Consider the following 13126-nt stretch of genomic DNA (forward strand, 5'->3'; position numbering starts at 1 on the left):
AATTTGGATATAATTAACTAATTTTGTGTCCTCTAAAAAACACGCAACAATATCATATGAGAACAGATGCTTTTGCTTTAAGACACATTGGCCCGAGGGAGAATGATCTGCAGCACATGTTTAAGACCATTGGTGTCGAATCTATAGACCAGCTGATCTATGAAACTTTACCGGATGATATACGTTTAAAGGCTCCGCTAAACCTGGATCCTGCCATGACGGAATATGAGTATCTAAACCACATACACCAGTTAGGAGCAAAAAATAAAATATTCAGGTCATACATTGGTTTGGGTTACCACCCTGCTATTGTACCTGCTGCTGTCCAAAGGAACATTTTTGAAAATCCGGGATGGTATACTGCCTATACTCCGTACCAGGCTGAGATTGCTCAGGGACGTTTAGAGGCTTTATTGAACTTCCAAACCACTGTAATAGAACTTACCGGTATGGAAATCGCAAATGCTTCTCTTCTTGATGAAGGTACCGCAGCTGCCGAGGCTATGGCACTTTTATTTGATGTTCGTACCCGCGACCAAAAGAAAAACAACGTAAATAAATTCTTCGTTTCCGAAGAGATATTACCACAAACCCTTTCGGTACTTCAAACACGTTCTACCCCAATTGGTGTTGAGCTTGTAATTGGTAACCACGAAGAGTTTGACTTCTCTGAAGAGTTCTTTGGTGCTATCCTGCAATACCCTGGCAAATACGGTCAGGTTTACGATTATACCGGATTTATCGCTAAAGCTAAAGAAAATGAAATCAAAACAGCTGTTGCTGCCGATATATTAAGCTTAGTTAAATTAACTTCTCCGGGTGAACTTGGAGCCGATGTTGTTGTAGGTACTACACAACGTTTTGGTATCCCAATGGGATATGGTGGACCTCACGCTGCTTACTTTGCTACTAAAGAAGAGTACAAAAGAAGTATGCCGGGAAGGATTATTGGTGTTACCATAGATGCAAACGGAAACCGTGCGCTTCGTATGGCCCTTCAAACGAGGGAACAGCATATTAAGCGTGAAAAAGCGACTTCAAACATTTGTACTGCGCAGGTACTTCTTGCGGTTATGGCAGGTATGTATGCCGTATACCACGGGCCAAAAGGCTTACAGTACATTGCAAACAAAGTACATGCAAGCGCTGTTACAACTGCCGATGCTCTTAACAAACTTGGTGTTTACCAAACTAACACATCATTCTTTGACACTATTGTAGTTAAAGCTGATGCTGCTAAAGTTAAGACTGCTGCCGAAAACAAAGAGATTAACTTCTACTATATAGATGGTGAAACTGTTGCTATCGCATTTAACGAAACCACTTCATTAAAAGATATTAATGATATTGTTGCGGTATTTGCTGAAGCTACAGGTAAAACTGCCGAGGCTGTTACTGCACTTGCAGAAACCGTACACATCCCGTCTACATTAATAAGAACAAGCGAGTTCTTATCTCACGAGGTATTTAACAAATACCACAGTGAAACCGCTTTAATGCGCTACATTAAAAAACTGGAGCGTAAAGACCTTTCGCTAAACCACTCTATGATTTCATTAGGTTCATGCACAATGAAACTTAATGCTGCCGCAGAGATGATCCCGTTAAGCTACCCAAGGTGGAATAACATCCACCCGTTTGCTCCGCTAGATCAGGCTCAGGGTTACCAGACAATGCTTAAAAAACTGGAAGAGCAGCTTAATGTTATTACCGGTTTTGCAGGTACTACACTACAGCCTAACTCTGGTGCTCAGGGTGAATATGCCGGACTAATGGTTATCCGTGCTTACCACCAGTCAAGAGGTGAAGAACACAGAAACATTGCGCTTATTCCGGCATCGGCACACGGTACTAACCCGGCTACTGCTAACATGGCAGGTATGAAAGTGGTTGTTACCAAAACTTCTGAAAACGGAAATATTGATGTGGAAGACCTAAAAGCAAAAGCAGAACTTCACAAGGATAACCTTGCCTGCTTAATGGTTACTTACCCGTCTACTCACGGTGTATACGAAGCATCTATAAAAGAGATTACACAAATTATTCACGATAACGGCGGACAGGTTTATATGGACGGCGCTAACATGAACGCACAAGTAGGTTTAACTAACCCTGCTACAATTGGTGCCGATGTTTGCCACCTTAACCTGCACAAAACATTTGCTATCCCTCACGGTGGTGGTGGTCCTGGTGTTGGTCCAATATGTGTGGCTGCTCACCTTGTACCATTCTTACCTACAAACCCTGTAATTGCTACGGGTGGTAATAATGCCATCACTGCAATTTCTGCAGCTCCATGGGGATCGGCTCTTGTATGCCTTATCTCTTATGGTTACATCACTATGCTAGGTGCAGAAGGACTTACAAGCTCTACTCACTACGCTATCCTGAATGCTAACTATATTAAAGAAAGATTGAAAGGTCACTTCCAAACACTTTATACAGGTGAAATGGGCCGTGCTGCTCACGAAATGATTATTGAGTGCCGTCCGTTCAAACAAAACGGAATCGAGGTAACTGATATCGCTAAGCGTTTAATGGACTACGGTTTCCATGCTCCAACAGTATCGTTCCCTGTAGCAGGTACCTTAATGGTTGAACCTACAGAAAGTGAAAACCTTGAAGAGTTAGATCGTTTTTGTGATGCCATGATTGCTATCCGCAAGGAAATCGACGAGGCTTCTGCAGACGACAAGAACAACGTACTTAAAAACTCTCCGCATACATTAGCAATGCTTACTTCTGATTCATGGGATTTCCCATACACAAGAGAGAAAGCTGCTTACCCGCTTGAGTATTTAGCAGAAAACAAATTCTGGCCAAGCGTAAGAAGGGTTGATGATGCTTATGGCGACCGTAACCTGGTTTGTTCATGTGCTCCAATCGAAGCTTACATGGAAGAATAAGAAATATATTTCCCTGAAAAGGCTGCCTAATGGCAGCCTTTTTTATTTATACTGACCTGTATCATAAAAACACAATACCATAGTAGGTAACTTTGCCTTAAATACCAAAGTAAAATGAAAGACATTGAAACACGAAACGATATAGCACTACTGATGCGGGAGTTTTACAACCGCCTTTTAGCCGACCCTGCCATAAGCTATATATTTACCGATGTTGCTAAAATAGGCCTTGAGGCTCACCTGCCTCACCTAACCGATTTTTGGGAATTAAGCGTTCTTCATACAGGCACTTATAAAAAAAATGTGATGCAATTACATTTGGACCTTAACAGCAAAGAGAAGCTAACAGACACACATTTTGACGTTTGGCTAGGGCATTTTAACCAATCGGTAGATGATTTATTTTCAGGAAGTAATGCCGAGAAAATAAAAACAAGAGCATTAAGTATCGCTACAATTATGAAAATAAAAATTCATACAACTTAAATTATCAATTTACTATTTTAAAGACTTTATTTTTATATATCCTTAATTTATATGCCTGCATAGTACTTTTAAGGTTAATCTAACGTTTTTATAGTTAACTTAGCTTTAAACAAACAAGCAATGAATATTAAAATAACAGGATCAGGGAGTTATATCCCTACCAGGATTGTAACAAACTTAGAGTTCGCACAACACGAGTTTTTAGGCGAAGGCGGAAAACCCCTTCCCTATTCTAACGAAGAGGTAGCAGAAAAATTCAAACAGATAACCGGTATTGAAGAGCGCCGCTATGTGGATGAAGACCTACTTACTTCAGACATTGCCTATTTTGCAGCGCAAAGAGCTATAGACGATGCTAAAATAGACCCGGAAACTATTGACTACATCATTTTTGCCCATAACTTTGGTAATGTAAAAAGCGGAGCCATTCAAACAGATATACTGCCAAGTTTGGCATCACGCGTTAAACACAGCCTGAAAATCAAGAACCCTAAATGTGTGGCTTACGATATATTATTCGGGTGCCCTGGTTGGGTAGAAGGTGTTATACAGGCGCAAGCCTATATCAAAGCAGGCATGGCAAAACGTTGCCTTGTTATTGGTGCCGAAACCCTTTCGCGTGTGGTAGACCCGCATGACCGTGACAGCATGATTTATTCTGACGGTGCAGGGGCAAGTATTATTGAAGCTACCGATGAGGAAGGCGGTATACTGGCACACGAAACAGCATCTTTTACTCATGATGAGGCTTATTTCCTTTTCTTCGGAAATTCATACAACGTTACACACGATCCCGATGTACGTTACATTAAAATGTACGGACGTAAAATATATGAGTTTGCACTTACTAACGTTCCCTTAGCCATGAAAGACTGTCTTGACAAAAGCGGTGTAGCTATAGAGGATGTTAAAAAAGTACTGATACACCAGGCTAACGAAAAAATGGATGAAGCCATCATCCACCGTTTCTTTAAACTGCACAAGAAAACTCCGCCGGAAGGTGTAATGCCAATGAGTATCCACAAACTGGGTAACAGTAGTGTAGCAACAGTTCCTACCCTGTATGACCTTTTAATTAAAGGCCAGCTGGAAGATCAGGAAATTCAAAAAGGTGACATTGTAATGTTTGCATCAGTAGGCGCAGGTATGAATGTTAATGCTTTTGTTTACAAAGTGTAATTATCTGTTAGATAAATTAAAAAAGGACAGCTTAACGGCTGTCCTTTTTTAATTTATTATTTATTTCTTTTTATTAAACGACAGTGCCTTATCCATCCATACATTAACCTGATAAACCAATCGTAGTTTATATACAGCAATGATATTTACCAAGAGTGATAGCCCTATTTTGTAAATAAGGTTAACAAGGTTATTAGAAGCATCCGGTAAAAGATAAATTATTGCGAGTGACAGCCCGAATATCAGTCCCATCTTCACAAAAGCCTTATCAAAAGGCAGCAGTCCGAACTTCCTGTAAATAAAAATCATTTTCAAAGCATTGAATAAAGTTACCGAAAGGAATGACGCCCAAGCTATACCTTCTATACCCCAGTTAGTGTAATACACCACAAATAGATTTAATGGCACATTTAATCCAACAAGACACAATATGGCAATCATATTAAACCTGTAGTATTTGGAATAGGTAATAATTTCGGTATTGAATCCAGTAGCCATATTAATAAGCACACTAAAGCCTGAAATACATATTATCGGAATCATCTGGCTCAGTTTATCGTAAGAGGGTAATAATCTAAACAAATCGTCTATTCCTAAAAAGATACAACTGTACAGCAATGCCCCTATAAAAAATAACAGCCTTGCTGTTTCTTTATATTTTACATGTAAGTCTTTAAAGTTTTCTGATTTAAGATAGTCGGAAATAATTGGGGCATACAATGCAAATAACCCCACAGCAGGAACCTGCATGGCAGAAGCTATGGTTACCGCATTACCAAATATACCGTTAGCCTCATCTGATATAAAATTGAATACCACTATACCATCTATCCTAAAAGCCAGTACCGACCCAAAACTCCCGGCAAAAGAAAACAGGCTGTACCTGAAATAATCCTTTCTTGATATTTCTCCAAACAGTGTTTTAAACCTGTAATTATACCCCGGCTGAAAATACCTGAACAGATAAAACCCCGTGAACAGAAATATAAATACATAGGTAAGTACATAAAAAAACAACGACTCATTTACCTCAAGTACATTATTAAGCAGCAGGATAAAAAGTACAGGCAATGCTACCTTGGGCATTATTTTTTCAAACAGTGTGGGCACAGCAAGCCGCTGCATTTGTTGAGCCTGCTTCCTAAACAAATCAATAAAGGCTAACGAAATAGCGATAGGGAAAGAAAAATAAACCAATATTATATCCTTATACCCTGTTAGCTTATCAAACATAAAAATAAGTATCAGCACAACAAGTGATGCCACACTTATGGAAACAAGGCTGTAATTAAACAGCTGTTTTCTTTTTTGATTGTCTAGCGCAGGGTAAAACTTAATGAGTGCATGAGATGCACCAAGTACCATAACCGGATACAAAAGCTGGGTAAGATAATCGATAAATTTTATAATCCCCGAAAAGCCATAATCCAAAGGATAAATGAACAATGCCGAAACAATGCCTATTGCAGTTCCCAGGTAATTAATTACAGTGTAAAAAAATGCCTGTTTATGTATAACCTTATTCCCCAATAGTTAAGTGTAAAAGTATATAAGTAACAACAAATATACTTTTCATTTATGAGACTACAGATATACTTTTTTTATATTTTTGAAACTCAATTTCATAAAAAATGTACGAAAAGACTTTTCCGCACAAACGCTACAACCTTACGCTGGCTTTTTTAAAAAAGCACATCCCAACAACAAATACCCTCCTTGACCTTGGGATTGAAAACCCCTTTACAAAGATTATGAAAGAGGCAGGTTATACCGTAACCAATACTGGCGGAGAAGATATTGATAATAACCAGAGTGCAATTACAGAAAAGGAGTATGATGTATTTGCTGCTTTTGAAATTTTTGAACACTTACTAAACCCTTATACCGTTTTACAAAAGGTAAAAAGTGACAAGATTATCATATCGGTTCCGTTACGATTATGGTTTAGTCCGGCATACAGAAGTAAAACCGATATGTGGGACAGGCATTACCATGAGTTTGAAGACTGGCAACTGGACTGGTTACTTGAAAAAACGGGATGGGTAATTAAGGATCGTAAAAAATGGACTAACCCAACAAAAAAGCTTGGCATCCGTCCGTTATTAAGACACTTTGTACCACGCTATTACATCGTATATGCCGAAAGGGCTAAATAATCTTTATAAAGTTTCGGTATCATAATTACAGTTAGGTCTGCTAATAATTTATAAACTGAAAGTTTTTAAAGATATTTGCACCAACTTCTGTAAACCATGAGATATTACACTATTATTCCGGCTTATAACGAGGAAGCTTTCATGGCTGCAACACTGCAGTCACTGGCAGCACAAACTGTATTGCCGGCAAAAGCAGTAGTTGTAAACGATAACTCTACCGACAGGACTGCCAAAATAGTACAGGAGTTTGCACAAAAACATTCATGGTTATCATTGATAAACAAAGCATCTGATGCTATTCACTTACCGGGAAGCAAGGTAATACAGGCTTTTAACACAGGCTATGAAACCATTGATGAGGAATATGATATTATTGTAAAACTGGATGCCGACCTCATTTTACCTCCTGATTATTTTGAATCGATACTGGAAGTTTTTAAAAACAATCCAAAAGCAGGTATGGTAGGCGGGTTTGCCTATATAGAAAAAAACGGCGAATGGATACTGGAAAGCCTTACCGATAAAGACCACATTCGCGGAGCTTTTAAGGCTTATCGTAAAGAACTCTTCCTGCAAATGGGTAAATTAAGAACTGCCATGGGCTGGGATACTGCCGATGAGCTGCTTGCTAAATTTTACGGCTGGGAAGTGATTACTGTAGAAAGGCTAAAAGTAAAACATCTAAAACCTACCGGAGCCAATTATGATAAATCGGCACGTTACAAACAGGGAGCCGCTTTTTACACTCTGGGCTATGGATTCGTTATTACAGCAATAGCATCGGTAAAACTGGCTATGAAAAAAGGCAACCCAGGCTTATTTATCGATTATATAAACGGATATTTTAAAGCAAAAAAAGAAGACAAAACTATGCTTGTAACTAAAGAACAGGCAAAATTTGTAAGGCGGTACCGCTGGAAAAAAATAAAACAGAAGCTATTTTAACTAATTGTACATATTAAAAAACTATTAAGTAATACTAAAAACTGGCTACAATTCGGTACTTTAGCCTTTATTTTTAAACTAAATGATTAAAGCATTAAACCAGATAGGCAAATACTTCCTTATGATAAAGGAGGTTTTTAATAAACCTACAAAATGGTCGGTAATGAAGTCGCTAATCCTCAAAGATATAGATGACCTTATTATAGGATCAATGGGTATCGTAGCATTCATATCGTTCTTTATAGGCGGGGTTGTTGCCATACAAACTGCCCTTAACCTTACTAACCCGTTAATCCCTAAATCACTTATTGCTTTTGCTACAAGGCAGTCGGTAATATTAGAATTTGCTCCTACCTTCATATCAATTATTATGGCAGGACGTGCAGGGTCATACATCACATCGAGTATTGGTACCATGAGGGTAACCGAACAAATTGATGCTCTTGAGGTAATGGGTGTAAATGCCATAAACTACCTTATATTCCCTAAAATTGTTGCCTTCACATTATATCCTTTTGTGATTGCAATATCAATGTTTTTAGGCATAATGGGCGGATGGCTTGCCGGTGTATATGGTGGCTTTGTAGGGAGCGACCAGTTCCTTGAGGGTATACAGACAGATTTTATTCCGTTCCACGTTTTTTATGCCTTCCTTAAAACATTTGTTTTCGGGATGCTGCTGGCGACAATACCTTCTTTTCATGGTTTTTACATGAAGGGTGGCGCACTTGAGGTAGGTAAAGCAAGTACCACATCATTTGTATGGACCAGTGTGGTTATAATTACTGTAAACTATATTATAACACAATTACTTTTAAGCTAATGATAGAGATTAAAGACATAGAGAAGTCATTTGGAGATACAAAAGTGCTTAAAGGTATTTCCACAACTTTTGAAACCGGAAAAACCAACCTTATCATTGGACGAAGTGGATCGGGTAAAACCGTTATGATTAAAACCCTGCTAGGTATACATGCGCCAGATAAGGGATCTATCTCTTTCGACGGAAGGATATATTCTAAACTTACAAGAGATGAAAAAAGAAGCCTGAGAACCGAAATAGGAATGGTATTTCAGGGAAGCGCCCTTTTTGACTCTATGAATGTGGAAGACAATGTAGCTTTCCCTTTAAAAATGTTTACCAATAAAAGAGGAAGGGAAATTAAAGACCGGGTTAACGAAGTACTTGAAAGGGTAAACCTTGTTGATGCCAATTATAAATTCCCTAACGAAATATCAGGAGGTATGCAAAAAAGGGTAGCTATTGCCAGGGCAATAGTAAATAACCCTAAATACCTGTTTTGTGACGAACCTAACTCAGGACTTGACCCGGAAACCTCAATACTTATTGATGAGCTTATACAGGAAATTACCCGAGAGTATGATATAACTACAGTTATCAATACGCACGATATGAACTCGGTACTGCAAATTGGCGAGAAAATTGTTTTCCTTAAAAACGGCATTAAGGAATGGGAAGGTACTAATGAGCAAATACTTGAAACAAGAAATAAATCGATAGTAGAGTTTGTTTACTCGTCTGAACTGTTTAAAAAAGTACGCGAAAGCCTGCTTGAAGAAGATGAAGAGGAGAGAAAACAGGACCTTAACATTAAAGAAGAATAAAAAAAGCTTAGCAATTGCTAAGCTTTTTTTATGCTGTTATAAATATAAATAACTAATTAGTTTTCCTGTCTGTTAAGGTACACCCATCCGGTTACCTGTTTCCCGGCAGATAAGGTAGCCACATAATAATAAGTACCTGTAGGTAAATCACCTTTATCAGACTGACCGTGCCATTCGTTAAGGTAGCCTTCTTTTTCATATACTTTAAGCCCGTAACGGTTAAATATAAGCAGCTCCTGTACTTCAAGATTGGAAAGATCAAAAGTATCATTCATACCATCATCGCCTGGTGAAACTCCTTTTGGAATTCGGCAATAAGTATTTTCAATTTCTACAGAAGCTATAGCCATACACCCCTCTGTATTGGTAACCTCAACAGTATATGTACCTGCCGGCATTTCAGATATTACCACTTCAGGCCCACTGGCATTAAATCCTTCCGGCCCTGTCCAACTATAAGTAGCCCCTTCAAGTTCATCCTGATTAGTCACAGTTATTACATATTCAAAATCATTACAACCGTTATCCAGCACCACATCAAAAGCATTGGTATTCCTGTTAACCTGAATTATCTCTTCGGTAATACAACCATCATTATTAACTTCAACATGGTATTGCCCTACTTCAAATATTTCAATAGTAGCAGCATCAACACCATCAAGTAAACCCGATTCATAATACCACTGGTAAGTCACTGTATCCTCATCAAAATTAGACGGTACTACGTTAAGCAGTCCTGACTGACCTTCGCAAAGTGAAGTATCGCCTTCAATAGTAAAATCAGGAGATGCTTTTATTTCTACATCAACCGAAGCAAAAGATGAAGCACATCCATCTACCAGTACTCGTACCTGGTAAGTACCATTAGCAGCAAGTCCTGCTTCGGTAAGTACCGGATTTTGGTCTGTTGAAGCAAAGTTATCAGGACCTGTCCATTCATAAGTCGCATTAGCAACTGTTGTTGCAGATAACTGAATGTTTTCTCCTTCACACACAGCGGCTACAGGATCGGCCTCCGGAGCATCTGGAATATCCCTCAATTCAACAATAATAATTGCCTCATCCATATTATCACACATATCGGTTACACGATACCTAAACTGGTATGTACCGGCTGTTAGCCCGGCTGTTGTTAAGATATTACCCGAAAGCGCACCACTACCGTTAACATCGGTCCATGTACCGCCTTCATCGTGCGGATTACTTAAAAAATCGTTTAGGTTCACAGGCTGTTCATCATTACAATATGTTATTGTATCATCATCACCTGCATTAGCTGCCGAAGCAGACTCTACAACATATTCCAATACCTGTTCACATTCTATACCTCCGGTAGAAGTCATTCTCACATAGTAAGTGCCTGCATCGGTATCAGAATTGAATGGAGCAAAATCTAACGAGTTAGTTGTACTTAAAATGGTATCAGGGTTTTCTCCGTTGTACCATTCATAATCAAAGAATGAAAACTGGGATACAGTAAGCTGCCCTTCGGCACCATCACAAAGTCCTGACCCAACAATTTCTACCTGTTCAAGATCGCTTATATCCATCTGTACATTCCTAAAATTACCACAGGCATCAGTAACTCTAAAGTTATAGGTGCCCGGAGTAAGGCTGGCAAATACATTATCGGTCCCGTTATCAATAACAACCGGCTGTGTAATACTATATTGAAGCGGCGCTATACCTTCGGCTTCTACAGCTACATACATACCATCGTTTCCGCATGGCAGGCTGTATATATCAACAATTTTAGGCTGGGCATCAAAATCAAACTCATGTATTGTAGAAACACATCGAGTCGTAGCAGCCGTACCATTAGAGTAAACAAAGAAAACCCGTATTATCCTGAAGTGTCCTAAATAAGGTAAATTAAGGTTTGGATCACCATTGTCTAATAATTTTGAATTAGTAGCATTTGGCTGAGTTCCTTCTACATAGGTAACACCCGTTTGCGGATGCTGCCAGGTATCAGTAGCTTCATCATATTTCTGAAGCCAGTAAGAAACAGCAAAGCTACTGTTTCCCGTATGAGAAAATATCAAATCAAACGAACCACAATACGGTACAACATCAATACTTTCAAGATTATCTTCATAACCTTCAATCAGTATAGAGTCTATATGTTCCACACCACAATTATCTATAGCTGTAAAAGTATAATTACCCGCAGGGAGGGAGTTCATAAACAGCTGTCCATCGGATATATTAAAAGATACATCATAAGGCAGTGTTTCGGTAAAAGTAGCCGGAGCAGCAGTAATTGTGGCACTAGTAATAATATTATTTTCAACAAAAACATTAACCGATCCTTCGCCAAGAGCACAACCCGGCCGTTGGCCAAACGACAATCCTAAGCCATTTCCCGAAGGAATAATTTCAATTACAAGGGTATAATCTTCTCCACAAGCATCAGTAATTACAATTGTATAGGTTCCTATCGGGATATTATCTAAAAACAGTCCGGTATCAGGGTCTATTAATGATGTAACATCATCAGGAAGGGCATTAGGATAATCATCCGGAGCATCGGTTACTTCTGCCCCTACTAAAACTCTGCCATCAAAAGTAACCCCTATCTGTCCTAAACAGGTCGTAGGATCTGTACTGGTTATATAAGTTGGTACTCCATCATTATTCAGTTCAATATCCTTTGTTACACTATTACCACAGGCATCAGTAACCTGTATACTATAATTACCCATAGGCAATGGATTAGTCATAGATCCATATACTGCGTTAGGCGTACTGAATGTAGGATGTGAAGCATTAAAATTGGCTGGCACGAAACCTGCCGGAGAACTTAAAAAGGTTACCGTGTAAGGACCTACATATAATGATGGTGAAATAGTAATAACAAACTCCTCACACCCCAAATTGTCTTCGGTAAGATATAAATCAAACCCTGCATTAACCACCACGTCGTCATGATTAAAAACATTACCACAGGCATCGGTCATCTGGATATCATAAGTATACTCCTGATCGTTATAGAAAGGGATGGTAGCCGATAAACTATTAGTAGAAGAAGAATTTCCTGTTGCTACGTTTTGTGTTACAATAATGGGAGTACCCCCTCCAGGAGGGTACACAGTAAATTGAAAAACAATAGGGAAAAATATTTCTGTATTACTTCCCCCGTTAATATACAAAAACCCTATGTTTACAGTACTACATGATGGAAGAACAGTAAAATCAAGTATAGGATCGTCCATGGCAAACCCCGGCTGAACAGTTCCTAACTGGTAAGTAATAACATTAGCATCCCCACAGGTATCATGTACCCTAACCTGATAGGTTCCTGCCGGCAGGTTATTAAACTCATTTAAAGCCTGTTCCGGAAAAGTAACCGGCCCCGACATAATTTCATAAGTAAAAGGTCCGCTACCGGTTGTAACATTTATAACTAATGCTCCGTCATTACCACAATGTACATTAGTTCCCGTTATAGTATAACTAAGAGCGACTGTTTCATCGGTTATTGTAACATTTGTTGATGCTGTATTTGAATCTCCTCCCAACGACTGAGTAGCTATAACAAGATAGTCTCCATCTTCAAGACTGTTTACTGTAGTTGAGGTTGTAGTAGCTACAGGAGTAGTCGTATCAGGCAATAAGTATACGGCATAGTCGATAGTAGCTGCAGAGTTTGTGCCCGAAACGGAAAGCGATATTGATCCGTTACCTAAACAGGTTTGCGGCGTCGCTGTTGCCGAAACAGTAAATGAAGGCAACTGCGCAAATATTGCTGTGCAGGACAACAATAACGACATTATAAATAACCATCGTTTTAGCTGAGTAAAATTTTTATACATAATTTATAGTAGT

General features: G+C 38.9%; 9 protein-coding genes. 7 read left to right on the plus strand and 2 right to left on the minus strand.

Annotated elements, in window-relative coordinates:
- Positions 1 to 56: 56 nt before the first annotated feature.
- The 3 genes from gcvP (at position 57) to ABS768_RS03870 (ending at position 4571) form a co-directional block, all read left to right on the plus strand.
- Positions 57 to 2906, plus strand: a complete 2850-nt coding sequence (gcvP, locus tag ABS768_RS03860; RefSeq protein ID WP_408073646.1) for an aminomethyl-transferring glycine dehydrogenase — start codon at positions 57 to 59, stop codon at positions 2904 to 2906.
- A gap of 114 nt (positions 2907 to 3020) precedes the next feature.
- A complete protein-coding gene (locus tag ABS768_RS03865) occupies positions 3021 to 3392 on the plus strand; it encodes a group III truncated hemoglobin (protein WP_408073647.1) in 372 nt (123 codons plus the stop codon).
- Positions 3393 to 3512: 120 nt separating this feature from the next.
- A complete protein-coding gene (locus ABS768_RS03870; RefSeq protein ID WP_408073648.1) occupies positions 3513 to 4571 on the plus strand; it encodes a 3-oxoacyl-ACP synthase III family protein in 1059 nt (352 codons plus the stop codon).
- A 60-nt stretch (positions 4572 to 4631) separates the two neighbouring features.
- Here the strand turns inward: ABS768_RS03870 and ABS768_RS03875 are convergent, their stop codons facing one another.
- Positions 4632 to 6101 carry a lipopolysaccharide biosynthesis protein gene (locus tag ABS768_RS03875; RefSeq protein WP_408073649.1) on the minus strand — a complete coding sequence of 490 codons (1470 nt, stop codon included), beginning with the start codon at positions 6099 to 6101 and terminating at the stop codon, positions 4632 to 4634.
- 101 nt (positions 6102 to 6202) lie between these two features.
- Here ABS768_RS03875 and ABS768_RS03880 point away from each other — a divergent pair, with 101 nt between their 5' ends.
- From ABS768_RS03880 to ABS768_RS03895, 4 genes are all read left to right on the plus strand, one after another.
- Positions 6203 to 6727 carry a methyltransferase domain-containing protein gene (locus ABS768_RS03880; protein WP_408073650.1) on the plus strand — a complete coding sequence of 175 codons (525 nt, stop codon included), beginning with the start codon at positions 6203 to 6205 and terminating at the stop codon, positions 6725 to 6727.
- A gap of 96 nt (positions 6728 to 6823) precedes the next feature.
- A complete protein-coding gene (locus ABS768_RS03885) occupies positions 6824 to 7672 on the plus strand; it encodes a glycosyltransferase family 2 protein (protein ID WP_408073651.1) in 849 nt (282 codons plus the stop codon).
- An 82-nt stretch (positions 7673 to 7754) separates the two neighbouring features.
- The gene (locus ABS768_RS03890) at positions 7755 to 8495 is read left to right on the plus strand and encodes an MlaE family ABC transporter permease (RefSeq protein ID WP_408073652.1); all 741 of its coding nucleotides are present in this window, start codon (positions 7755 to 7757) and stop codon (positions 8493 to 8495) included.
- The gene (locus tag ABS768_RS03895) at positions 8495 to 9298 is read left to right on the plus strand and encodes an ABC transporter ATP-binding protein (RefSeq protein WP_408073653.1); all 804 of its coding nucleotides are present in this window, start codon (positions 8495 to 8497) and stop codon (positions 9296 to 9298) included. The genes ABS768_RS03890 and ABS768_RS03895 overlap by 1 nt, the downstream gene beginning before the upstream one ends.
- A gap of 56 nt (positions 9299 to 9354) precedes the next feature.
- Here the strand turns inward: ABS768_RS03895 and ABS768_RS03900 are convergent, their stop codons facing one another.
- A complete protein-coding gene (locus ABS768_RS03900; RefSeq protein ID WP_408073654.1) occupies positions 9355 to 13113 on the minus strand; it encodes a gliding motility-associated C-terminal domain-containing protein in 3759 nt (1252 codons plus the stop codon).
- Positions 13114 to 13126: the final 13 nt, after the last annotated feature.

This window comes from Flavobacterium rhizophilum, assembly GCF_046000485.1.
In the GTDB taxonomy this organism is placed as follows: Bacteria; Bacteroidota; Bacteroidia; order Flavobacteriales; family Flavobacteriaceae; genus Flavobacterium; species Flavobacterium rhizophilum.